The sequence below is a fragment of the Catenuloplanes indicus genome, from assembly GCF_030813715.1.
Lineage (GTDB): Bacteria > Actinomycetota > Actinomycetes > Mycobacteriales > Micromonosporaceae > Catenuloplanes > Catenuloplanes indicus.
Window position 1 is genome coordinate 720299 of record NZ_JAUSUZ010000001.1, and the last position, 22615, is coordinate 742913.

The following is a 22615-nucleotide window of genomic DNA, read 5'->3' on the forward strand; positions in this document are numbered from 1 at the left end:
GGATGAGAGTTCGGCCCATTGCCACAGTGGCGCGCACCCTCTTCAATGTCACGTGTGGACGACCACGCCGCCGAACGGGCCCGGCAGGGGCTGCGTGCCTGGGTGCGCGACGCCGGCCGGCAGGCGCAGCGCGCCGGGCCGTACGCGGTGCTCGCGCTGGTCACCGCGTCCGCGATCGCGCCGGTCGCCGCGGTCGCGCTGCAGCTGCCGGCCGCGTTCGCGGCCGCGCTCGGGCAGATCGGCGGCATCGGCGTCGGCGTGCTCACCGACACGCTGACCCGGACCGCCCGCCGGTTCCAGGGGCGGCCGGCGCCGTCGGAGGAGCGGTGGCGGGCCGCGATCGCGGCCGAGCTGGAGCCGCTGCTGGCCTCGGACGGTGAGAACGGGCGCGCGCTGCGGGCCGAGGTCGCGCGGCTGCTGCGCACGGTGGACGCGGTAGAGACCACACTGACCGCGGTCGCGGCCGACGACGTCCGGTGGCGCGACGACCTGGTCACCGCGTTCACCGTGCTCGGCACGGACATCGGCGAGCTGCGCTGGATGGTCGCGGACTCGCGGCGGGTGCTGGACCAGGTACAGGACCGGCTGGCGGTGCAGAGCGTGGAGCTGCACGCACGCCTCGACGGGATCCGGCGGCAGCTCATCGCGTACGCGCAGCTGCGCTCGTCCGGCGCGGCGCCGGAGCAGCCGGTCCCGGCGGCGGACGCGGTCTGCCCATACCCGGGGCTGAGCAGTTTCCAGCCGGAGGACGCGCCGTTCTTCCACGGGCGCGACCGGGAGACCGCGATGCTGCTCGGGCGCCTGGCCGAACAGCGGGTCGGCGGGCCGCCGCTGGTCGTCACCGGCGTCTCCGGCGCCGGGAAGTCGTCGCTGCTGCGCGCCGGCCTGCTCCCGGCGATCGCGGCCGGCGGGCTCGGCGCGGAGGCGACCGCGTGGCCGTGGGTGCTGATGACGCCGGGCGAGCACCCGCTGACCGAGCTGTCGGTGCGGATCGCCGCGCTCACCGCCACCGGCACCTCGGCCGGCCGGCGGGACACGATCCGGCGGCTGACCGCGGAGGGGCAGCGGCCGGTGATCGTGGTGGACCAGTTCGAGGAGCTGTTCACCCGGTGCGCGGACCCGGCCGAGCGGATCTCGTTCGCGGACGCGCTGGCCGGTGCCGCACCCGCGCTGGTCGTGATCGGTGTCCGGGCGGACTTCTACGCGGCCTGCACCGAGCTGCCGCCGCTGGCGCGGATGCTGGCGGCCGGGCTGACCGTGGTCGAGCCGCTCGGCGACGAGGAACTGCGCCGTGTGGTCACCGAGCCGGCCGCGCGCGCCGGGCTGGCGGTCGAGCCGGGCCTGACCGAGCTGCTGCTGCGCGACCTGACCGCGCCGGGCACACCCGGGCACCGGTACGAGCCGGGGACGCTGCCGCTGCTCGCGCACGCGCTGCACGCCACCTGGGTCCGGCGCGAGGGGCTGCGGCTGACCGTGGCCGGGTACCGCGCGACCGGCGGCATCCACCACGCGGTCGCGGAGACCGCGGAGAACATCTACCTCAGCCTCGATCCGGGCGGCCGGGAGCGGCTGCGGACCGCGATGCTCGGTCTGGTCACGATCGCGGCCGGTGGCACGCCGGTGCGCCGGCGCGGTCCGCGTGGCTCGATCGACCCCGAGGTGCTGCGGCTGCTGGTCTCGGCGCGGCTGCTGACCGCGGGCGACGACACCGTGGAGATCAGCCACGAGGCGCTGCTGACCAGCTGGCCGCGGCTGGCGGACTGGCTGGCCACCGCGCGCGAGGACCTGCTGCTGCGGCAGCGGCTGGGCGACGCGGCCGACGACTGGCACGCGTCCGGCCGCGACCCGGATTTGCTGCTGCGCGGCGCCCGCCTGGCCGCGGCGCGCGAGCTGACCGGTGCGCCCGGATCCGCCGGTGGCACCGCGCCACCGCCGGTCGCCGGTGCCGCGCCGGTGACACCCGCGGACGCGGGAACGCCCGGGCCGGCCGACGTCTACCGCGACTACCTCGAGGCCAGCACCGCCGCGGCCGGTGTCGCGGAGCGGGCACGCCGACGGCGTACCCACCGGTTGCGGGTGTTGGCCTCCGCGCTGGGGGTGGCGCTGCTGCTGGCCGTGGCCGGTGTCGTCGTCGCGGTCGACCAGGGTGGTGACGCCCAGCAGCGGCGGCGCGAGGCCGTGTCCCGGCAGCTGGCGATGGAGACGCTGACCACGCTGGGCAGCGACGACCTGACCGCGATGCGCCGGGCCGTGGCCGCGTGGGCGGAGGCACCGACCGCGGAGGCCCGCGGCGCGCTGCTGTCCGCGCAGATGACCAGCGCGTCCGGCAGCCTCGGCACCGGCTTCGGCGGTCCGGCGGCCGCGGTCAGCCCGGACGGCTCGCTGATCGCGGTCGGGCACGTCGACGGCCACGTGGAGCTGTGGAACACCGCGACGCTCACCCGCACCGGGCCGGACCTGGTCGCCGCGACCGGCCAGGTGGTGCTGTCGCTGTCGTTCTCCCCGGACGGACGGCACCTCGCGATCAGCGTGCCGGTCGAGAACGGCGTGCAGATCTGGGACGTGCCCGCCGGTACGCTGCGGCACCGGCTGCCCGCGCTCGGCGCCGCCGCGTGGCTGCCGGGCACCGGCACACTGGTCGCGATGCGCACCGACGTCACCGGCGACCACCAGATGGGCGGCTGGACCGCGGAGACCGGCGCACGCACGCTGTCGTTCGGGATCGGCGACCTGGTGCCGTTCGACCTCGCGGTCAGCCCGGACGGCGCGTACGCGGCGGTCGCGGACAACCGGCGCGGTGCGGCGGTCTGGCGGATCCGTGACGGCGTCCGGCTGATGACCGTGCCCGACACCGTACGGGTCGCGCTCGCCCCCGGCGGTGTGCTGGTCACGAACGGCACGGACGGCGTGATCCGCACCTGGCGCGTCGACGGCGGCGCCCAGATCGCCACGCTGACCGACCCGGCCCGCTCCCGCGCACCGGACCCGCTAGTGATCACGCCGACGAACCGGCTGCTCACGTTCGGCACCGAGCAGCGCGCCCACCTCAACTCGTGGCCGCTGCCGGACGGCCTGGAGAACCGCGGTTTCGTCGGCTTCACCGGCGCGCCGAACACGGCCGCGATCTCCGCGGACGGCCGGGTGGTGGTGGTCTCCGGCACCGAGGCGCCGACCGCCGTGTTCCGCCGCGGCGACAACTGGATCTTCCACCCGCGGCCGGTGGTCGACGCCGTCCCGGACCCCACCGGCCCGCGCGTCGCCGCGGTCTCCCGGGACGGCACGTTCACGATCACGAACATCGAAACCCACGCCACGGTACGTCGTGAGGAGACCGGACTTCCGGCCCACGACCTCCGGATCGCGCGTGACGGCACGATCGCCATCTCCACCTCGGACGGGCGCGTGCAGGTCCGCGCGCCGGACGGCACGGTGCGCGGCGAGGTCAAGGTCGGCGGCGCGGACCGGTTCGGCACACCGGTGGAGATCGAGTTCTCCCCCGACGGCTCCGTGCTGGCCGCGACCGGCTCCGGCCCGCCGGACGAGGACGGCTTCCCCACCGGCCTGACGATGCTGGTCGACATGCGCACGCTGCAGCCGCGCGGCACCCTCGACACCGGCGGCGACAGCGTCTCCGACCTGCTGTTCAGCCCGGACGGGAGCACGGTCAGCGCGATCGTCAACGTGACCGGCGAACTCGACCGGCCGACCGCCGCACAGCTGGTCACCTGGCGGGTCGCGAACCTGCTGCGGCTGTCCGCGCATCCGGTCGGCACCCGGCAGATCGTCGACGCGGACCGCAGCCCGGACGGCCGGCAGGTCGCGGTCGGCGGCGTGGACCGGCACATCCAGATCTACGCGGCCGACGGCAGCGGGCCGCCGCGCACGTTCGGCACTCACCCCGGCATGATCATCGCGGTGGCCTGGTCACCGGACGGCCGTACGCTGGCCACGGCCACCGACGTGGACAACACCATCCGGCTGTGGGACGCCGCGACCGGCACGCTGACCGCGCAGCTGACCGGGCACGTGAACCTGGTCGCCGCGATCACCTTCCGTACGCCGGAGCTGCTGGTCACGGCCTCCGCGGACAACACGGCCGGGCTCTGGGACCTGGATCCGGCCGCGGCGCTCGACTCGGTCTGCCGGGTCCTGGTCCCGGCCGAGGCGGCCGCGGGCCGCGAGCGCCCGGCCGGCTGCCCCTGACCCGCCGGGTACGACCTCACCCGGCACTACGTGACCGCCCACGACCGGCTGCCACCGGCCGTCTGGACCGGATCATCTGCCCGGCCGATACGATCTCGACGGTGAAGGTATGGACGAACCGGCCGGCCACCGCCGAGATCGAGGAGACTGTCCGCCGGTACTTCGACCTCCTGCGCGCCGGGAATCTCCCGGCGGCCGCACAGCTGGTCGATGCCACGGATGTCCGGCACGTGGCCAAGGCGCTATGGACCGGCTCGGTCGGGGCCGAGACCGACGCGGACGGATCGGATCGCAGCCCGGCCTCAGGCACGTGGGAACAGGATTTGTCCTGGCTCGCAGAACTACAGGCCGTGGACGATCTCACGTGGGAGCCCACCGGAAGCCGCGTCAGTATCAGGATCCTCCACAACGGCACGGTCATCGAGGTGGAACTGTCTTTCTGGGTCAAACCCACCGACGACGGCTGGGTCATCGCGGGACCAGCCACCCTCTGGTAGGAACCACCGGTACGCATGCCGCGCGGCACCCTCCTGTCGAACTCGGCGGTGTCACCGGCCGACAGCACCGGTTCGTGTCGGCGGTTGCGCGGTGCGGTCAGAATGTCCGCGTGTGGGCGACGCAGACCCGGCTGGGTGCGGTGACGGCGGCTCTCGTCGCGCTGACTTTCTGTGCGGCGGAGGCGTTCGGCCTGACCGTCTACCTGGAGACGACGCTGCGCGGCGGCCACGTCCGCGCGACGGTGCTGAGTGTCTACGGGGCTCCCGGATACCAGCGCGACTACGCGTTGACGTACATGTGGGAGGGCGAACGCCGGTACACGCATACCGAATGGATCCCCGACGACACCGAGCCCGACGAGACGGTCAGCGTCTACGTGAACCGTCGCGATCCCGGCACGGTCGTCGGTGCGGGAACCGTGGGGCTGCGCGCCAGTCGGTCTCCTCTGATGCTGTGCCCGGCCGCGCTGCTCGCGGGATTCGCCTGGGTGCTCTACCGGATCTGGCGGCGCCACAACCCGGACCCGAGGCGGCCGGTCAGACCGCGGCGGCCATGGGTCGTTCCCGCCGTCGCACCGAACCGGGCGGAACGGCCCGCCCGCCGGCGCCGCTGAGCGGATCAACCGCCTCGGTGGGGGGTGATCGGCAGGGCCGTGAGGCTGCTGACGCGGATGACGCCCGGCGGGAGTGCCGGGGCATCGGAGTGGTGCCGGTCAAGCCAGCATCCGGTGAGGCCGGCGTGAGTTGCGGCTACCGCGTCGGTGTGCAGGTTGTCGCCGACGTACAGCACGCGTGCGGGGTTCCAGCGCATCGCCGTGCAGGCGCGGAGGAAGCTTTCCGGTGCCGGTTTCGCGGCGCACACCTCGGACGGTGTGAACAGCTGCGGGAGTGGGGCCACGCCGAGGGCCGCGACTTTGGACTCCTGCTGGCGGCGGTCGCCGTTGCTCAAGATCGCCACGTCGAGGCCGAGGCGGCGCAGCATGCCGAGAGCGGGATGCACGTCCTCGTACGCGGACCAGGACGCTTCGTAGCGCCTCAGATAGATCGCGAAGAGGTGATCGGCGCGGGCATCCGGAAGAGTGTCGCCGGACGGATCGAAAGCGGCCAGCAGTCCTCGAAGGCGTGCCCGGCGCTGTTCCGGGAAGGACAACGTCCCGTCCAGATACGCCTGCATGTGGGTGGCCTCGAGCTGTTGCCACACCGTCACGGCGTGGATGCGTTCCACGGCGGAAAGGCGGGGCAACCATTGGCCGATTGCCTCCCGCAGCGCGGTCCGGGCCGCACCCTCGTGGTCGAGCAGGGTGCCGTCGAGGTCGAGCAGCACCGCCTCGACAGCGTTGTTCACCGCAGGAAGGGCCACGCCGTCAGGCCGGGGGCGGCAGTTCGGGTGCGGTGGTGTCGCCGGAGGGGCACATGGCGACCACGACCGCGTGCACGGCCTGGGCACGCCGCGCCGCACCGTTGTCGATGTCGGTGCTCAGCAGCGCGTCGAGCACCGCGCGTTCTCTCGTCGTCAGTGACCGGGTGTCCATGGGTGCCTTTCGCGAGTTGCCTTCCGGAAGTCTTCCATGTCTCGTGGAACGGCCGGCGGAACGCGGCGACCGGGTGGGTCACCGACGGGGCGCGCGGGGAAACGGTCCGCGGGTACGTCTATCGTCGCGGCCCCGGCCGCGTGGCCGTTGCGGGCACCGTGGGGATGCACATCGATCGTTCTGTTCCGCGGTGCGCCTGCGTGGGCGCCCCACCGGATCCGGCGGTACTGCAACCCGGATCCGCGGCGGCCGCAGAAGCCGCGGAGCGTCCCGTCCGTCGACCGCGAAGATCATGAGTACGAAGCTGAGCAGGAACGGCAGCCGCCAGCCCCGGCCGAGCAGCTGTTCCTCGGTGAGCACGGCGAGCAGGACCGCCCACAGGCGGGACGCGGCGAGCGTGCCGGAGTTCGTGCCGAGCGACACCAGCGACGCGATCAGGCCGCGCCGGCGGACCGCGGCGTACTCGGCGAGCATGACCGTGGCGCCCGCGATCTCCGCACCGGCACCGAAGCCCTGGATCAGCCGCAGTACGACGAGCAGGACCGGCGCGAGGATGCCGATCGTGGCGTAGGTGGGCAGCACGCCGATCAGCGTGGTGGACGCGCCCATCATCGCGATCGTGATGAACAGGACGCGTTTGCGGCCGATCCGGTCGCCCATCCGGCCGGAGCAGATCGCACCGGCGAGCCGGGCCGCGTAGCCGCCGCCGTAGGTGGCCATCGCCGCGATCAGGCCGATGGCGGGCGAGACGTCCGGGAAGAAGATCGCCGAGTAGAGGTGGTCCTGGGCGCGCAGTGCGGCCACGGTGTCCCGGGAGCGGGGCGGCCGGCGGCGCGAGATCCGTCATCGTGGCCCGGGAGGGCAGCACGCGCGTCACCAGTCGTGCATCGAGCCGTCGAGGCGCCGCGCGACCGGCAGATACTTCGCGTCGTACGGGAAGCGCGCGGCCACCTCGTCGTCGTAGGTGATGCCCAGGCCCGGCTCGTCGGACGGGTAAAGCATGCCGTTCGCCAGACGGGGCGTGCCGCGGAACACCTCGTACGTCTCCGCGGTGTGGCCCATGTGCTCCTGGACGCCGAAGTTCGGCACGGAGATGTCCACGTGCACGGCCGCGGCCACGGTCACCGGGGACAGATCGGTGGCGCCGTGCGAGCCGGTCCGCACACCGTAGAGCGCGGCCAGGTCGAAGATGCGGCGCAGGTGCGTGATGCCGCCCGCGTGCACGACCGTGGTCCGCACGTAGTCGATGAGCTGCTCGGTGATCAGCCCCTGCACGTCCCAGATCGAGTTGAGCACCTCGCCGGTCGCGATCGGCGTGGTGGTGTGCTGCCGGATCAGCCGGAACGCCTCCTGGTTCTCGGCCGGCGTCGGGTCCTCCATCCAGAACAGCCGCAGTTCCTCGACGCTCTTGCCGAACCGGGCCGCCTCGATCGGGGTGAGCCGGTGGTGCACGTCGTGCAGCAGGTGGAAGCCGAACCCGAACCGCTCGCGCACCTTGGCCAGGTAACCGGGCGCGACGTCGAGGTACGCCTCCGTGCTCCAGGCCTGCTCGTCCGGCAGGTTCGTGGCCGCGGGCTCGTACAGCTGACCCTTGCGTACGCCGTAGCTGCCGCTCAGCCCGGGCACCGCGGCCTGCGCGCGGATAGCGTGGAAACCCTGCTCCTGGTAGCGGGCCACGTCGTCGAGCAGCGCCTCGACGTCGGTGCCGCTGGCGTGGCAGTAGACCAGCACGCCGTCCCGGGAGCGCCCGCCGAGCAGCTGGTAGACCGGGAGCCCGGCAACCTTGCCCTTGATGTCCCACAGCGCCACGTCGACCGCCGCGATCGCGGTCATCGTGACCGGGCCGCGCCGCCAGTAGGCACCCTTGTAGAGGTACTGCCAGGTGTCCTCGATGCGCGCCGGGTCGCGGCCGATCAGCAGCGGCGCCAGATGGTCCTCGAGATAGGAGGCGACGGCCAGCTCGCGGCCGTTGAGCGTGGCGTCGCCGAGACCGGTCACGCCGTCCGAGGTGGTGATGCGCAGCGTGACGAAGTTGCGGCCCGGCGAGGTCACCAGAACCTCGACCCGTTCGATCGTCGCCACCGGATCACTCCCTCGTCACGCGCTTGTGAGCAGATGCTTGTATACAAGTTGTGGTCGGCCAGAAAGTCAAGCATTCGGGTCACCTATGCTGGGATCCGTGGCGACCGACGGGCGTAAACGGACAAACCGGCAGACGGTCTACGCGACGCTGCGCCGGAAGGTCCTCACCATGGAGCTGCCGCCCGGCGCCGCACTCAGCGAGAACGAACTGGCCGCCGCGCTCGGCGTCAGCCGCACGCCGGTCCGGGAGAGCCTGATCCTGCTCGCCGAGGAGGGCCTGGTCCAGGTGTTCCCGCAGGTCGGCTCGTTCGTCTCGCGCGTCGACCCGGTCCGCGTCGCGGACGCCCAGTTCATCCGCGAGGCGGTCGAGCTGACCGCGCTCGACGACCTGCCGGAGGCCCTGGACCCGGAGGTGCTGGCGTCGCTGGACGACAATCTGCGCCGCCAGGACCGCACCGGCATCACGGTCGAGGACTTCTTCGCGCTCGACGAGGAGTTCCACCACGGCCTGCTGCGGCTGAGCGGTCACGGCGCGGCCTGGGCCACGGTCAGCGCCGCCAAGGGCCACCTCGACCGCGCCCGCCGGCTCGGCCTGCACGACGCCACCCCACCGGCGGTCAACGCGGACCAGCACCGCGCCATCCTCGACGCGGTCCGCCGCCGCGACCTGCCCGCCGCCCGCGACGCCATGCGCGACCACCTGCGCGCGGTCTTCGCCGACGTGGAACGCATCCGCGCGCGCTCCCCCGAACTGTTCGCCTCCAACGGCACCTCGACCCCGGTCCGCCGCAACATCGTGGTCTGGGATTAGAGCCTGTGCCGACGTGCGGCCAGGCGGCGCCCGGGCCTCGCCGCAACCCGGCATCCCACGTCGATACCGGCTCCAGCCGCGCGTGACGCGGCTCTCCGCCGGAGTGCTTCAGATCCGCGGCCCCGCGGCCGATGACGCACCCATGAGTCTCGTACGTCGGGTGGCCGGCTGGCAGTGGTGGCTGCTCGGAGGCGGGCTGGTCGCAGCCCTCTACCGCGCACTGCCGGCGGAGAGTCCGTGGAGTTGGGCCGTGTACAACGTGTTCGGGCTGGCCACCGCCACCATGATCATCGTTGGCGTCCGGCGGCACCGGCCGGAACGGGTGGGGCCCTGGTACCTGTTCGCCGCCGCGCTCACGATGTCGGCGATCGGCGACGTCGTCTACCAGGTGCAGTTCTTCGTGCTCGGCTGGGACAGCTTCCCGGCCCCGGCGGACGTGCCGTACCTGCTCGCCTACCCGCTGCTCGCGGCCGGGGCGTACCGGCTGATCAAGGGACGTATCTCCGGGCGGGACCGTGCCGGGCTGCTGGACGCGGCCATCGTCTCCACCGGGCTGTCGCTGCTGGCCTGGTCGTTCCTGATGCGGCCGATCGCGGCGGACGAATCGCTCAGCGCGGCGCAGCGGCTGGTCGCGCTCGCGTACCCGGCCGGTGATCTGCTCCTGCTCGTCATGGTGGTGCGGCTGGTGACCACGCCCGGCGCCCGGACCACCAGCTACCGGCTGCTGCTGGCCGCGATCGGCGCGCAGCTGGTCAGCAACATCGGCTACGCCGCCGTCAACATGTTCACCGTCTACACCGACGGCGTGCTCGACTTCGGCTGGATCCTGATGTACCTGCTGTGGGGCGCGGCCGCGCTGCACCCGTCGATGCGGGCGCTGTCCGAGGTCGCGCCGGACCGGGCCGAGCGGTTCACCCGCGGACGGCTCACGCTGCTCGCGGCTGCCTCGCTGCTGGCACCGGCCGTGCTGACCGTGCAGGGCTTCACCGACCCGGCCGCCATCGACTGGCCGGCCATCGCGGTCAGCTCCGCGGTGCTGTTCCTGCTGGTCGTGTGCCGGATGGGCGGCCTGGTCGCGCGGGTGCAGGACCAGGCGGCGCAGCTGCGCGCGCTGGCGCACAACGACCAGCTGACCGGCCTGCCGAACCGGCGGGCCTGGGACCTGGAGCTGAGTCGCGAGATGGCCAAGGCGGTGCGCAGCGGCGAACCGGTCGCGGTCGCGCTGATCGACCTCGATCACTTCAAGCGCTACAACGACACGCACGGCCACCCGGCCGGCGACCGCCTGCTCAAGGAGGCCGCGGCGGCGTGGCGGGAGCGGCTGCGGCCCGGCGATCTCCTGGCGCGGTACGGCGGCGAGGAGTTCGGCGTGCTGCTGCCCGGCGTCACGGCGGACGAGGCGGCGGTGCTGCTCGACCGGATGCGCACGGTCACGCCGTACGGGCAGTCGTTCTCCGCCGGGGTCGCGCTGTGGGACGGGCACGAGGTTCCGGAACAGCTGGTCGCGGACGCGGACCGGGCACTGTACTGGGCGAAGAACGACGGCCGCGGGCGGACCGCGGTCCCGGACGGCGGCATGTCACCGCGCGGGCACATGGGCAGCGGCACGCGACGCGACGCGGACGACCGTGCCCGCGCGAGCCAGGCAGGCTAGCGCCTCATCCTGATCATCGGCGAGATCTACCACCGTGCTCCAGGCGTCACTCACGTCGCGCCGGTGACGTGGGCGACGCCTGGCCCACCGCGGTCAGCTCGCCACGGGCGAGGACTCAGCCTCGGCGGACAGGTCCGCCCAACGCTGCCAGGTCGCGATCCGGTCGGCGTAGATCTGCGGTACGACCTGCAGCGGCATGGTGCCGAAGAAGACCCGCGACGGCGGCTCGTCGGCGTCGGCGATCCGCAGCAGCGCCGGGCCGACACCGTCCGGGCCGGGGTTCGGCAGGGTCGCGAAGCCCGCGTTCACCGCTTCCCGCACGCCGGCGTACGCGGGCAGCGGCGTGGAGTAGGTGGCGACCGCGGAGAAGTCGGTCCCGAACGGCCCCGGCTCCACGATGGTCACCGCGATGCCGAACCCGGCCACCTCCTGCGCCAACGCGTCGGAGAGCCCTTCGACGGCGGCCTTCGCCGCGGTGTACGCCGCGGTGCTGGGGAACGCGGCGAGGCCGAGGAAGCTGGACAGGTTGATGATGTGCCCGCTGCCCTGGGCACGCAGGTAGGGCAGCACCGCCTGGGTCACCCACAGGGTGCCGAACACATTCGCGTCGAAGTGGGCGCGCACGTCCGCCTCGATCAGCTCCTCCACCATGCCGATCAGGGCGGATCCGGCGTTGTTGACCACCACGTCCAGGCGCCCGAAGTGCTCGTGCGCCCGCCGGGCCGCCTCCGTCGCGGCAGCCCGGTCGGTGACGTCCAGCGTCAGCGGCAGGACCCGGTCACCGTGCGCCGCCACCAGATCCGCCAGCGCGCCGGCGTCCCTCGCGGTCGCGGCGACCCGATCACCGCGGGACAGCGCCGCCTCGGCGAACCGGCGGCCGAACCCGCGCGACGTACCGGTGATGAACCAGGTCTTGCTCATGAACACTCCCAAGATGGAACTGAGTCGTCTCAAGGGACTGTATATCTTCGTGGAACTAAGTACCACTTCGGGTCTGTGGTTAGATACAGGCATGGCCTCCCTGCGCGAACGAACCAAAGCGGCCATGCGGGCCGAGGTGACCGAGGTCGCGTTCCGCCTCTTCGCCGCACAGGGCTTCGAGAACACCACCGTCGAGCAGATCGCCGCCGAGGCCGGCCTGTCACGGACAACCTTCTTCCGCTACTTCGGCACCAAGGAAGAGGTCGTCCTCGGCCGATTCGCCGACTACGGCCACCTCGTCGCCGACGCCCTCGCGGCCCGGCCCGCCGGCGAGCCCGCCTGGACGGCCCTGCGCCGATCCTTCGACGTCATCACCGCACCGCACGCCGCCGAGACGTCCCTGGACGTCATGCAGCTGCTCTCCGACGCGTGCGCTCTGATGACCCGTCGCTGGGAGAAGACCCACGGCTGGCAGAGTCAGCTGGTCCCGCTGATCGCCGGCCGCCTCGAACCCGACGGGCTCCCCGCCCCCGGCCTGCGCGCCCGCGCCCTCGTCGCCTCCGCAATCTCCTGCCTCGACGCGGCCACCGACGCCTGGACGGCCGAGGCCGGCAGAACCCCGCTCGCCACCCTCCTCGACCAGGCGATGGGCGCCCTGGGCGATCACCGCACCGCCTGAGCACCACCGTTCACCGGCGCCACGCCGGTGAACGCCCTGGCCGAATCGCGGAATCACGCCGGAACGGACAGCGGCCACGTCAAATCACTTTCGGGGCTGCATCGCCCTCACTCGCCGAACGGTGCGGCCATCAGTACGTCGTCCACGGTGGGCAGGGCGAAACCGGCGATATGGCGACGGCCGACCTCGGCGAAGTAATGCATCATCACCCCGGCCGGCTTTCCCGCGCAGAGCGCGATCATCGTGTCCAGTGCGTCCTTCTTGAAACCCAGCCGCGGGTACGCCGAAAGGATCTCACCGAGCGCACCGTCCGGCAGGTGCTCCAGGCCTATTCCGGCGAAGTCGAGCCCGGAACCGAGCGCCACGATCGCGATCTCCGGGCGTTTGCGCAGCGCGATGCCGGCCGATGTGTGCAGTGCGATCGCGTCCCACACCACGTCGACGATCTCCGCGGGCACGCCCTGACCGGCGAGGAAATCACGGGCCGCGTCGGCGCCGTCGACCTCGAACCGGTCCGCCGGTGACCAGAATCGCTCGAGCAGGCCGAGATCGTGCAGCAGACAGCCGAGAAACGCGACCTCCTCGTCGAATGCCGTGCCCGTCTGCCGCAACTGGATCGCGCCGAACAGGTAGGTGCGCATCACGTGGTTGATCAATACCGGCGGCATGGTCTCGTGCGCGAACGCCATTGTCTCCCGGGCCGTCCGCGTCCGCGGAATACGAATGCCGGCCACCTCGTCGATCTGCTCCATACCGGAAACCCTAGGCGGATCGGGCCGCGCGGAACGCCCGGAATCCGGACGAGAAGCAACGGTTTCCCGCCGGTGCCGGCAGGCATGCCTGCGACGTGTCCGTCACGGCTGCGGGTGGCTCCGTCGGGCGGACGAATGCACCCACGCGTCAGTGGCGCACGAACTCCCTCGGTGATCTGCACGCTCTGCGCGACCACCATCATCGCGACGGTTCCGGCGGCGGTCTCGGCGTCCCATGCGAACACGTGGTGTGTCTCCGCCGCGGTGACCTGCCGGGCGAACGCGATCTCGGACGGCGTCGCCGGCCGGAAGACCGGGTGGTGGAACAGGTCCGCGCACGCGGACCACACCGCATCGGTGAACGTGACCTCGACGCAGTGGTGGTACGTCAGGTCGTTGTCCGCGACGAGACGGAGCCCGGCTCCGTCCCACCCGGCGATCGACCCCGGCCAGGTAGCGGTCGCGGTCGGACGGCTCGACGTGCAGCGTACCGGCGATGATGATCGATTCATGCTCCTCGGGTGGCGAACCCCGACCATGCCACACGCGTCCGCACGCCGGGGCACGCCCGAGGCGCGGATTCCGGATAGTGTCGCGATCATGGACGTGGTCGTGGTGGGGGCCGGGGTGGCGGGGCTGGCGTGCGCGCGGACGCTGGTGGACGGCGGCGCGCGGGTGCGGGTCCTCGAGCGTGGCCGGGTGCCCGGCGGGCGGCTGGCCAGCAAGCGGTACGACGGCCGGTACGCGGACATCGGCGCCGCCTACCTCGTCGCGGACGACCCGGACTTCACCGCGCAGGTGACCGCCTGGGAAGCGCGCGGCCTGATCCGGCCGTGGACCGACACGCTGCGCGTCTACCCCGGCGGCGCCACCACGACCGGCCCGGTCCGGTGGGCCGCGCCGGGCGGGCTGCGGTCGCTGGCGGCCGCGCTCGCCGACGGGCTCGACGTCCGTTACACGCAGCCCGCGGATCGCGTGCCCGCGGACGCGGACGCCGTGGTGCTCGCCATGCCCGGTCCGCAGGCGCTGCGGCTGGACCCGCCGCCCGCGATCGCCGCGGCGGCGCGGGCGCAGGTGTGGCATCCGGTGATCGCGGCGGTCCTGCGCTACCCGGCCCGCGAGTGGGACGGTCTGCACGGCGCGTTCGTCAACGACCACCCGCTGCACGGCGCGTTCGTCAACGACCACCCGCTGCTCGCCACCGTCTGCGACGACGGCGACCGGCGGGGCGACGGCACGCCGGTCCTGGTCGCGCACTCGACCGCCGCGCTGGCCGCGCGGCATCTGGACGCGCCGGAGGCCGCCGGGCCGATTCTGGCCGGCGCGGTCGGTGAGCTGCTCGGGCTGTCCGCCTCGCCGGTCGTGGACGTGCACCGCTGGACCTATGCGCAACCCGGCGAGGGTACGGACGCCCGGTTCGCCGTGGACGGTGACGTCTGGCTGTGCGGGGACGCGTTCGGCCGGCCCCGGGTGCAGACCGCCTGGCTCTCCGGCCGCGCGGTGGCCCACGCGCTGCTCGGCTGAGGACCGCCGCCGTACCGGGTCAGTGGTCCTGTGCCGCCCATCCCGGTGCGGCCAGGTTGATCGGCGAGTCGCCGACGAACCGGGCCAGCTGGGACTCCAGCGTGGCCAGTTCCGCCGCACCCAGACGCCGTTCCCAGCGGGCGCGCACCTGGTCGAAGATCTCCGCGCCGTCCCGCATGAGCGCCCGCCCGCGCGCGGTGAGCCGCACGTGGCGGCGGCGGGTGTCCGCGGGGTCGACCTCGCTGGTCGCGTATCCGCGCTCGATCAGCACCGCGATCGTCTTCGCGGCGGCCTGTTTGGTGACGGCGAGCCTGCGGCCGAGTTCCGCGGCGTTGCTGGCGCCGGCGGCGATGGCGCGCATCGCGTACTCGTGCGACGGCCGCACGTCGGGATATCCGCGCTCCTCCAGCTCCCTGACCACCTCGTTCACCAGGTTGCGATAGCTGCCGAGCAGCAGCAGGGCGAGGTCGGCACCGGTCGGCGAAGGCATGGGGCCGAGTGTAGAACCCGGCTTGACAGGGGCAACCAGGTTGTCTAATTTTCAGGGCAACCAGGTTGTCTATTTCGGGAGTTCCGCATGACCACCACGTCCGTCGAAGGCATCACCCACCACACCGCCGAGATCAACGGGGCCACGCTGCACTACGTCTCCGCCGGCACCACCGGCTCGCCGATCCTGCTCGTGCACGGCTGGCCGGAGACCTGGTGGGCGTTCCGCGCGGTCATCCCGCTGCTGGCCGCCACGCACCGCGTCGTCGCGGTCGACCTGCGCGGTTTCGGCGACTCCAGCACCGGCGACGGCGACTACGACGCGGGGACCGTCGCCGAGGACCTGCACCGGCTGGTCGCACACCTCGGCATCGGGCCGGTGCACGTGACCTGCCAGGACATCAGCGGCGGCCCGGTCTTCCGGTTCGCCGCCACCCACCCCGCCGACGTCCTCAGTCTCACCGCGACAGAGACGACCCTGCCCGGGTACGGGATGGAACTGCTGGCCGACGTCGTCAACGGCGGGTCCTGGCACGTCGGCTTCCTCGCGGCCACCGGCATCCCGGAGCTGTTCCTGGCCGGCCGGGAACGCGTGCTGCTGGACTGGGCGGTCTCGCTGATGACCACGGTGCCGGGCGCGATCACCGAGGCCGACCTCGACGAGTTCGCCCGCGCGTACGCGCGTCCCGGCGGCTGGCGGGGCACCGAGGGGCTCTACCGGTCCGCGCTCGGCGACGGCGACCGCACCCGGGCGCTCGCCGGGTCGAGCCCGCTGACCGTCCCGGTACTGGCCGTCGACGGCATCAACGCCCCGTTCACCGCACGGACGATGCGCCAGGTCACCCGCGGCGAGATCACCGCGGTCCGGATCCCGGACGTCGGGCACCTGATCGCGCAGGAGGCACCAGAGGCCTTCGCCACCACGATCCGCGACTTCGTGGACCGCGTCGACCGGGACCGCTGAGCCCGATGGCGCGGAGCGCCGGCCACGCACCGCGCCACCGGCACCCCGGTGCTCAGTACGCCACGCCGGGGCCGCGGACGCCGAACTCGGCCGCCACCAGTGCCGCGGACAGCAGCGCGGCGGCCAGTGCCGCGATCCGTTCCGGGCGGCCGAGCCAGCCACCGGCGGCCACGGCCGCACCCCACGGCACCGAGTACAGCAACGCGACCTGGCCCATCATGGTGAGCGGGCTGACGTGCGGGCCGGTGACCAGCGCCACCGGCAGACCCAGCACGATCAGCGCACCGGCCGCCGGATATCCCGGCCGGTCCGGCCGCAGACCGCGCCACCCGTCCGCCGGCTCCCGCCAGACGACCGCGGCGCTGACGCACCCGGCCAGCGTCGCGCACACCGCTACCACCGCGGCGAAGCCCACCACCAGCGCGAGCTCGCCCTGCCGCATGCCGCCGCCGGCGCCCGCGGTGTTGAACCAGTCCCGCACCGCCACGATCCCGTGCCCGCCGCCACCACGGCCACGACCCGCCCCCACCGCGGCCGGACCGCCGAGCGGGACCGCCGGGCGCCGGGTCGCGGTCGTCGCGACGACGTCCCGCAGCTCGCCGACGACCGCCTGAACCCCCGTGTACGCGGCGCGGCGCGGGGTATGCGGCCGCCATGATGACGCGAGTGGTGTGGCAGGGCGTGGTGGCGGGGCTGGCCGGGGTGGCCGTGATGACCGTCGCCGAGAAGGTCGAACAGCGGTTCACCGGACGGCCCGACTCGTACGTCCCGGCGCGGACCCTGTCCCGGCTGACCGGCCTGCCGGAGAGCGGCCCGCGCCCGCCGCGGTGGCGGAACCTGGCGATGCACTACGGCACCGGCGCGGCCGTGGGCGTGCTGCGTGATGGCGCAGGCGGGACTGCGCGGCCCGGTCGCGTCCGGCATGTTCACCGTGGTCCGGCTGACCACCGACCAGATCCTGGAGAACGCGACCGGCGCCGGTGCACCGCCGCAGACCTGGCCACGCGCCGAACTCGCGGTCGACGTGCTGCACAAGGGCGTGTACGGCTTCGTCACAGGCGCGGTCGCGGACGCGCTCGCGGCCCGCAACGGCCCCGGGCCGGGACAGCGGCACGCCGCACTGAGCCCCGGCCGCCGCTCGGACATCGGGCCGGTCCCCCGCCGCGAGGCCTGGGCCGCGCGGTAGGGCGGCCCGGACGGGTTCTCGCCGGCTCGGCCACCGGCACACCGAGGCCCGCGGGAGCATGCGGGACTCAGCCGGGCCGGAAGCGGGAACATCGGCTTCGTGCTGTTGATCCTCCCGCGTCACCGGTCGGCCGGGTCCGGTGTGGCGCGGAAGCGGATGTCCAGGACCAGCGGCGCGAAGCGGCCGCGCGGCGGGTAGCGGGTGAGCAGGATCGCGGCCGTCACCGTGATCATCCAGAGCGGCGTGTGCGTGCCGGGCACCGCCATGACGGCCATCAGCGGGCCGCAGACGCCGGCGCAGGCCAGGCCGTGCCAGGCACCGAAGTGCAGCGCGCCGCGGGCCGCGCGCCAGCCGGTGGGCGGCAGCGGGATCGTGCGGTGGCAGGCGCGCAGGCACGCGCGGCGGGCCGGGAGCAGTTGCCAGAACGCGGCCAGCACGATCAGCGTGACCAGCAGCGGCACGCGCGGCGGCACGGCCAGGACCGGGATCAGCAGCGCACCGGCCGCGGCCCAGACCGCGACGTACCCGGTGAGGAAGTAGCTCATCGCGCGGAGCCGGCGGCGGCGCAGGCTGTTGACCGCGACGTGCCGGACCGCCGGCAGCACCACCGGGACCATCATGGCCACGCACATCAGCACCCACGACCACAGCGTCGGCGGGGTCGCGTGGTGCGCGGCGGGCTGCGCCAGCAGGACCGCCCAGGCGAGCAGTGCGAGCAGCGGCGCGGGCCAGTGAGGGTGGCTCCGGGCCGCGCGTGCGACCCGGAGCCGGAGGGCGGTCATCGGTAGAAGATGCTGACGCGGCCGATGGTGACCGGGGCGGACTGCGCCGCCAGGGTCGCGTCGACGAGCGCGGCGTCGGCGGACGCGCGCACGTCCGGCGGGAGCTCGACCACGACCGGGCGGAACGACACCGCGGCGCCCTGGTCGGACCATTCGCCGCGGTCGCGCAGGGCGGCCACCCAGTCGGAGATGTCGAACGTGCGGCGGAAGCCGTGCGGGCCGTCCCCGGCCGAGGTCCGGCTCGTCACGTGCTCGATGCCGAAGAACGACACGTTCCCCACGTGGTACGGGACCGCGTCCGGCGTGCCGATCGGGCGCAGGTACACCTCGTACACGGTGGCGGGTGCCCGCTCCGCCTCGACGTCCTCCAGGTTCAGCAGCACCTGGGCCGGTGCCGTGGCCCGGCGGGTCGCGACGGTCGGCCCGTCGATCGGGACCTCGACGCGGGCCGGCGTGCCGGTCAGCGTGATCGGGCGGTCGGACGCGCCGACGAACTCGGCCTCACCGTCGGAACGGGCACTCATGATCGGCTCCTGCATCGGGCGGGCGCCGGGTGCGACGCCGTCCTGATAGACGTACCCCAGGTGCAGCGCGGTGTCGACCATCTGCGCGTTCGTGACGGTGACCCGGTCGCCGTCCGCGTCGTGGAACGGCCACGACTGGTTGCGCCAGTCGGTGTCCGCCGGGTCGGCCCGGCCACCGCCGAGCGCCAGCCAGGACGACCACAGCCGATCGATGTTCGCGTGGTGCAGCCAGAAGATCGGGTCGAGCGCGGCCAGGTCCGGATCGCCCATCCAGCCGCCGATCAGCACGTGGATGCCGTTGTGCGGGGTGAACTCCAGCTCGCCGCCCAGGTTGAAGAAGTGCTGCGGCGTGGTGCGGCCACCGCCGAAGCCGGGCGCGGGCGGCGGTACGAACGTGGTGTGCGCCATCGCCCGGGCCGCGGTGGTCGCCGTGGACGGCAGCGTCGCACCGTTGTTCATGGACGGGTTGCGGTCCGCGACGAACAGCGGGTTCGGCGAGCCGTCCGGCATGGTCCGCTCACGGAACGCGGGCGGCAGCGCGGCCCGGCCCGGCACCGCGTAGTTCCAGTACGGCAGCGCCCAGTCGGCCGGGCCGCCCTGCGCGATCACCTCGGCCCGGACGATCTCCTCGAACCAGTACAGGTAGCCGCGGTGCCAGGGCAGGAAGTACCAGCTGCCGTGCTGGCACTCGTTCCAGATCGCACCGGCCGGTGGCGTACCGGTCCGGCCGTGGATCGCGCCCTGGTACTCCCAGCTGCGCGGGTCGGTGAGCGGGCGGGCCTGCATCGCCCGGACCGCCCGCGCGTAGGCCAGCGTGACCGGGTCCCACGGGCCGTTCGCCTGCAGTTCCCAGATGTCGCGGCGGATCCGTACCCGCTGGAACGTGCCGTCGCCGTTGTTGTGCGCGGTCCAGACGCCGCCGTCGCCGAAGCCGACGATGTCCGGCCGGCCGTCGCCGGTGATGTCGGCGAGCACGCGCGGGTGCTTCTCCACCCGCCAGCCACCGGCGTCGTAGGCGAAGTTCGCGATCACCATCCGCGGTGGCGCGAACGTGCCGTCGCCGTTGTTGAGCGACACCCAGACGCCGCCGTCGCCGAACCCGACGATGTCGGCGCGGCCGTCCCCGGTCAGGTCCTGCACGTACCGCGGGTGCTTCTCGACCCGCCAGCCGCCGGCGGCGTAGCCGAAGTTCGGCACGACCAGGGTCGGTGCGCCGAAGCCACCGTTGCCGTCGTTGCGGGACACCCACACGCCGCCGTCACCGAAACCGACGATGTCCGGGCGGCCGTCGCCGGTCGTGTCGGCCAGGAACCGCGGGTGCCGCTCCACGCGCCAGCCACCCGCGGTGTAGCCGAAGTTCGGCACGGTCAGCACCGGTGCGGCGAACGTGCCGTCGCCGTTGTTGCGGGCGACCCAGACGCCGCCGTCACCGAACCCGACGATGTCGGCACGGCCGTCACCGGTCACGTCCGTCACGAACCGCGGGTGCCGCTCCACGCGCCAGCCACCGGCGTCGTAGCCGAGGTTCGGCACGGCGAGATGCGGCGTGCCGAACGTACCGTCGCCGTTGTTGAGCGCCACCCAGACGCCGCCGTTGCCGAAGCCGACGATGTCACCGTGGCCGTCGCCGGTCAGGTCCGCGACGACGCGCGGATGCCGCTCGACGCGCCAGCCACCGGCGGAGTAGCCGAAGTTGCGGACCGCGAGGCGCGGCTCGGTGAAGCGGCCGTTGCCGTCGTTGAAGGACACCCACACGCCGCCGTCACCGAAGCCGGCGATGTCCGGCCGGCCGTCGCCGGTGAGGTCCGCGAGGGCCCGCGGGTGCCGGTCCACGCGCCAGCCCCCGGCGGTGAAGCCGTAGTTCGCGACGCCGAGGACCAGGTCGTTGAACGTGCCGCCGCCCTTGTTCGGCGACACCCAGGCGCCGGCCTCGCCGAAGCCGAGTATGTCCGCGACGCCGTCGCCGGTCAGATCCGTGACGAACCGCGGGTGCCGCTCCACGCGCCACCCACCGGCGGTGTAGCCGAAATTCTCCAGTACGAGTTGCATCTGTGCCCCCTCGTGCACTCGTGAACGCACACCCAGCCTCGGCCGGGACCGGCTCGCGCGCGTGTGTCCAGTCCCTGATCGGACATGACGTATCACGCGCTGCCCGGCGCGCTCGGCATCCAGCCGGAACGCCGGGCCGGATCAGCCGGGGGACGGAACGCGGCCGGCCGGTGGTCCCGGGCCGGTGCGCCGGGCGGCGGGCCGTTGCTGAACGGGCTCGCGGCCGTCGCGGGCGCGCTGATCGCCCGGATGCATCCGGCGCACCTGGCCGCACTGCTGCCGTCGGCGACGGTCGGCGGACACGGGACGGTCGCGGCCGGGCCGGACGCGGACCAGCGGCTGCCCGTGACGCTGGGATTCGCCGCGATCGCCCTGATCACCGCCGCCGACGTACGCCCGGCGTTCCGGGACCTCACCCGCCTCCGGGCCGCGCTCCGGCGGCGTTGATCTCACATCCGGCCCGGACCGGCCGAACAGGTCGTCATGAGGGCACGCCTGCTGATCGTGGCCGGGCTCGGCCTGGGGCTGCAGGCGGCGCTGATCGTCACCGGTTTCGCGCCACCGCTGCTGATCACGGTCAACGCGCTGGCGATCGTGGCGGCCACGGCCGCGCTGTGGATGCTCGGCCGGCGTGCCGTCCGGGCACGCGGCCGGGAGCGCGTGGCCTGGGGCGTGCTCACGGCGGCGATGCTGCTGTGGCTGCCAGCCACCGGCCTGAACCTGCGCGTCGCACTGACCGGCATGACCGAACGACCACACCTGCTCGGCCCGCAGCTGCTGCTCGGCACCGGCGGCGCCGGCCTGGTGCTGCTGTGCCTGCTGGTCGGGCCGGGCACGTCGCTGACCTGGCGGGACCGGCTGCGCCTGACGCTGGACGGCGCGATGGCCGCGGCCGCACTGTTCGTACCGGCCTGGGCCTATCTGATCCGGCCCGCGTCCGAGAACATCGGCCGGCCGGTGACCACGCTGATCGCGGTCGTGGTCTGCACCCAGCTCGCCGCGCTCGCGTTCGCACTGGTCCTGCTGTCCAGGCATCGCGGCACGAACGCGTTCACGCTGCTCGCGGCCGCGTCCGCGGTGTCCGGCGCGGCCTCGGTCACGTACTGCGCACTGATCGTCCACGACCGCGCGACGGAACTCGCCGCGGTCGCCGCGCTCAGCACGCTCGCCACGTTCATGCTCATCGCGATGACCTGGTATCCCATGCCGGAGACCGCTCCGTGCAACGGCGCCGCGACTGGTCTGGCCGCGACACTGCCGTACCTGCCGGTGCTGTGCGCGTTCACGATCACCGTCACGCTGCGCCGCTACGGCGGCTTCGACGACGTCATCTTCGCCACGATGTGCGTGGTCTTCGGCCTGGTCCTGCTGCGCCAGGCGGTCGCGCTGCACAGCATCACCGTGCTGCTGGCCGAGGTCGAGCAGCAACGCACCGAACTTCAGTACCAGGCCACCCACGACCACCTCACCGGCCTCACCAACCGCTCCTACCTCTACCAGCGCGCCGCCGGCTGGGGCGGCTCCCCGATCTCGCTGCTGCTGCTCGACCTGGACGGCTTCAAGGAGATCAACGACCGTTTCGGCCACGCCACCGGCGACGAGGTGATCATCGAGGTCGCCACCGTCCTCACCGCACTCGTCCCGCCCCACCACACCGTCGCCCGCCTCGGCGGCGACGAGTTCGCCGTCATCCTCGAGCCCTCCCCGCCCCCGGTCGAGGCCGCCACGTTCGGCGAACGCCTGATCGCCGCGATCTCCGCCAAGGGCCGCGTCGGCGCCAGCCTCGGCCTCGCCTACGAACCCACCGGCCGCACCACGCTCGGCATGCTCCTCAGCGACGCCGACGCCGCCCTCGACAAGGCCAAAGCCGCCGGCAAGGGGCGGGTCGCGGTCAACATGCGCGCCATCTCGTAATTCCCGGCTTCGATTTCCAGCCGCCGGCGTGGTCACGTACCGGGTGCTTCCG

Annotated in this window: 21 protein-coding genes; 11 read left to right on the top strand and 10 right to left on the bottom strand. The window is 73.2% G+C overall.

Annotated elements, in window-relative coordinates; genetic code table 11:
* The first annotated feature begins 54 nt into the window (after positions 1–54).
* The 3 genes from J2S42_RS03515 (at position 55) to J2S42_RS03525 (ending at position 5314) form a co-directional block, all read left to right on the top strand.
* A complete protein-coding gene (locus J2S42_RS03515; protein WP_307235132.1) occupies positions 55–4203 on the top strand; it encodes an AAA family ATPase in 4149 nt (1382 codons plus the stop codon).
* Positions 4204–4304: 101 nt separating this feature from the next.
* Positions 4305–4700, top strand: a complete 396-nt coding sequence (locus J2S42_RS03520; RefSeq protein ID WP_307235133.1) for a hypothetical protein — start codon at positions 4305–4307, stop codon at positions 4698–4700.
* 110 nt (positions 4701–4810) lie between these two features.
* Complete coding sequence (locus tag J2S42_RS03525; protein ID WP_307235135.1) at positions 4811–5314, top strand: hypothetical protein; 504 nt, start codon at positions 4811–4813, stop codon at positions 5312–5314.
* A 5-nt stretch (positions 5315–5319) separates the two neighbouring features.
* Here the strand turns inward: J2S42_RS03525 and J2S42_RS03530 are convergent, their stop codons facing one another.
* The 4 genes from J2S42_RS03530 to manD form a co-directional block, all read right to left on the bottom strand.
* Positions 5320–6060, bottom strand: a complete 741-nt coding sequence (locus tag J2S42_RS03530) for an HAD family hydrolase (RefSeq protein ID WP_307235137.1) — start codon at positions 6058–6060, stop codon at positions 5320–5322.
* 4 nt (positions 6061–6064) lie between these two features.
* Positions 6065–6232, bottom strand: coding sequence for a hypothetical protein (locus tag J2S42_RS03535; protein WP_307235139.1), 168 nt, complete (start codon positions 6230–6232; stop codon positions 6065–6067).
* A 78-nt stretch (positions 6233–6310) separates the two neighbouring features.
* Complete coding sequence (locus J2S42_RS03540) at positions 6311–7036, bottom strand: MFS transporter (RefSeq protein ID WP_307235141.1); 726 nt, start codon at positions 7034–7036, stop codon at positions 6311–6313.
* 69 nt (positions 7037–7105) lie between these two features.
* The gene (gene manD, locus J2S42_RS03545) at positions 7106–8314 is read right to left on the bottom strand and encodes a D-mannonate dehydratase ManD (RefSeq protein WP_307235143.1); all 1209 of its coding nucleotides are present in this window, start codon (positions 8312–8314) and stop codon (positions 7106–7108) included.
* 97 nt (positions 8315–8411) lie between these two features.
* Between manD and J2S42_RS03550 the strand changes: the two genes are divergently transcribed.
* Together J2S42_RS03550 and J2S42_RS03555 are read left to right on the top strand one after the other, a co-directional pair.
* Positions 8412–9125 (top strand): GntR family transcriptional regulator, encoded by a 714-nt coding sequence (locus J2S42_RS03550; RefSeq protein ID WP_307235145.1) that lies wholly within the window; start codon positions 8412–8414, stop codon positions 9123–9125.
* A 142-nt stretch (positions 9126–9267) separates the two neighbouring features.
* Positions 9268–10779 carry a GGDEF domain-containing protein gene (locus tag J2S42_RS03555; RefSeq protein WP_307235147.1) on the top strand — a complete coding sequence of 504 codons (1512 nt, stop codon included), beginning with the start codon at positions 9268–9270 and terminating at the stop codon, positions 10777–10779.
* 93 nt (positions 10780–10872) lie between these two features.
* Here the strand turns inward: J2S42_RS03555 and J2S42_RS03560 are convergent, their stop codons facing one another.
* The gene (locus J2S42_RS03560) at positions 10873–11700 is read right to left on the bottom strand and encodes an SDR family NAD(P)-dependent oxidoreductase (RefSeq protein ID WP_307235149.1); all 828 of its coding nucleotides are present in this window, start codon (positions 11698–11700) and stop codon (positions 10873–10875) included.
* Between J2S42_RS03560 and J2S42_RS03565 the strand changes: the two genes are divergently transcribed.
* On the top strand, positions 11699–12379 hold the full coding sequence (locus J2S42_RS03565; RefSeq protein WP_307235151.1) for a TetR family transcriptional regulator: 681 nt from the start codon (positions 11699–11701) through the stop codon (positions 12377–12379). The two genes, J2S42_RS03560 and J2S42_RS03565, sit on opposite strands and share 2 nt — an antisense overlap.
* Before the next feature lie 107 nt (positions 12380–12486).
* On the opposite strand, the gene J2S42_RS03570 is transcribed toward J2S42_RS03565, so the two are convergent.
* Complete coding sequence (locus tag J2S42_RS03570) at positions 12487–13131, bottom strand: HD domain-containing protein (RefSeq protein ID WP_307235153.1); 645 nt, start codon at positions 13129–13131, stop codon at positions 12487–12489.
* A 600-nt stretch (positions 13132–13731) separates the two neighbouring features.
* Between J2S42_RS03570 and J2S42_RS03575 the strand changes: the two genes are divergently transcribed.
* Positions 13732–14655, top strand: coding sequence for an NAD(P)/FAD-dependent oxidoreductase (locus J2S42_RS03575; protein WP_307248611.1), 924 nt, complete (start codon positions 13732–13734; stop codon positions 14653–14655).
* Positions 14656–14674: 19 nt separating this feature from the next.
* Here the strand turns inward: J2S42_RS03575 and J2S42_RS03580 are convergent, their stop codons facing one another.
* Positions 14675–15145, bottom strand: coding sequence for a MarR family winged helix-turn-helix transcriptional regulator (locus J2S42_RS03580; protein WP_307235155.1), 471 nt, complete (start codon positions 15143–15145; stop codon positions 14675–14677).
* A gap of 87 nt (positions 15146–15232) precedes the next feature.
* On the opposite strand from J2S42_RS03580, the gene J2S42_RS03585 reads away from it, so the two are divergent.
* Complete coding sequence (locus J2S42_RS03585) at positions 15233–16108, top strand: alpha/beta fold hydrolase (RefSeq protein ID WP_307235157.1); 876 nt, start codon at positions 15233–15235, stop codon at positions 16106–16108.
* A gap of 52 nt (positions 16109–16160) precedes the next feature.
* On the opposite strand, the gene J2S42_RS03590 is transcribed toward J2S42_RS03585, so the two are convergent.
* Positions 16161–16589, bottom strand: coding sequence for a hypothetical protein (locus J2S42_RS03590; protein ID WP_307235159.1), 429 nt, complete (start codon positions 16587–16589; stop codon positions 16161–16163).
* Between the two features lie 402 nt (positions 16590–16991).
* Here J2S42_RS03590 and J2S42_RS03595 point away from each other — a divergent pair, with 402 nt between their 5' ends.
* Positions 16992–17294 carry a hypothetical protein gene (locus J2S42_RS03595; protein WP_307235161.1) on the top strand — a complete coding sequence of 101 codons (303 nt, stop codon included), beginning with the start codon at positions 16992–16994 and terminating at the stop codon, positions 17292–17294.
* A gap of 119 nt (positions 17295–17413) precedes the next feature.
* On the opposite strand, the gene J2S42_RS03600 is transcribed toward J2S42_RS03595, so the two are convergent.
* Together J2S42_RS03600 and J2S42_RS03605 are read right to left on the bottom strand one after the other, a co-directional pair.
* Entirely contained in the window at positions 17414–18076 is a 663-nt protein-coding gene (locus tag J2S42_RS03600; protein WP_307235162.1) for a DUF2182 domain-containing protein, read from the bottom strand.
* Positions 18073–20649 carry an FG-GAP-like repeat-containing protein gene (locus J2S42_RS03605; protein WP_307235164.1) on the bottom strand — a complete coding sequence of 859 codons (2577 nt, stop codon included), beginning with the start codon at positions 20647–20649 and terminating at the stop codon, positions 18073–18075. Before J2S42_RS03605 ends, J2S42_RS03600 begins: the two co-directional genes overlap by 4 nt.
* Before the next feature lie 84 nt (positions 20650–20733).
* Between J2S42_RS03605 and J2S42_RS03610 the strand changes: the two genes are divergently transcribed.
* Together J2S42_RS03610 and J2S42_RS03615 are read left to right on the top strand one after the other, a co-directional pair.
* Positions 20734–21096 (top strand): hypothetical protein, encoded by a 363-nt coding sequence (locus J2S42_RS03610; protein ID WP_307235166.1) that lies wholly within the window; start codon positions 20734–20736, stop codon positions 21094–21096.
* Positions 21097–21132: 36 nt separating this feature from the next.
* On the top strand, positions 21133–22563 hold the full coding sequence (locus J2S42_RS03615; RefSeq protein ID WP_307235167.1) for a GGDEF domain-containing protein: 1431 nt from the start codon (positions 21133–21135) through the stop codon (positions 22561–22563).
* Positions 22564–22615: the final 52 nt, after the last annotated feature.

Bases quoted from the DNA above. Each gene is read 5' to 3' on its own strand.
- J2S42_RS03535 (WP_307235139.1), bottom strand. From the start codon at position 6,232: ATGGACACCCGGTCACTGACGACGAGAGAACGCGCGGTGCTCGACGCG.
- J2S42_RS03605 (WP_307235164.1), bottom strand. From the start codon at position 20,649: ATGCAACTCGTACTGGAGAATTTCGGCTACACCGCCGGTGGGTGGCGC.
- J2S42_RS03560 (WP_307235149.1), bottom strand. From the start codon at position 11,700: ATGAGCAAGACCTGGTTCATCACCGGTACGTCGCGCGGGTTCGGCCGC.
- J2S42_RS03575 (WP_307248611.1), top strand. From the start codon at position 13,732: ATGGACGTGGTCGTGGTGGGGGCCGGGGTGGCGGGGCTGGCGTGCGCG.
- J2S42_RS03570 (WP_307235153.1), bottom strand. From the start codon at position 13,131: ATGGAGCAGATCGACGAGGTGGCCGGCATTCGTATTCCGCGGACGCGG.
- J2S42_RS03595 (WP_307235161.1), top strand. From the start codon at position 16,992: ATGGCGCAGGCGGGACTGCGCGGCCCGGTCGCGTCCGGCATGTTCACC.
- J2S42_RS03565 (WP_307235151.1), top strand. From the start codon at position 11,699: ATGAACACTCCCAAGATGGAACTGAGTCGTCTCAAGGGACTGTATATC.
- J2S42_RS03610 (WP_307235166.1), top strand. From the start codon at position 20,734: ATGACGTATCACGCGCTGCCCGGCGCGCTCGGCATCCAGCCGGAACGC.
- J2S42_RS03585 (WP_307235157.1), top strand. From the start codon at position 15,233: ATGACCACCACGTCCGTCGAAGGCATCACCCACCACACCGCCGAGATC.
- J2S42_RS03580 (WP_307235155.1), bottom strand. From the start codon at position 15,145: ATGCCTTCGCCGACCGGTGCCGACCTCGCCCTGCTGCTGCTCGGCAGC.
- J2S42_RS03600 (WP_307235162.1), bottom strand. From the start codon at position 18,076: ATGACCGCCCTCCGGCTCCGGGTCGCACGCGCGGCCCGGAGCCACCCT.
- J2S42_RS03555 (WP_307235147.1), top strand. From the start codon at position 9,268: ATGAGTCTCGTACGTCGGGTGGCCGGCTGGCAGTGGTGGCTGCTCGGA.
- J2S42_RS03615 (WP_307235167.1), top strand. From the start codon at position 21,133: ATGAGGGCACGCCTGCTGATCGTGGCCGGGCTCGGCCTGGGGCTGCAG.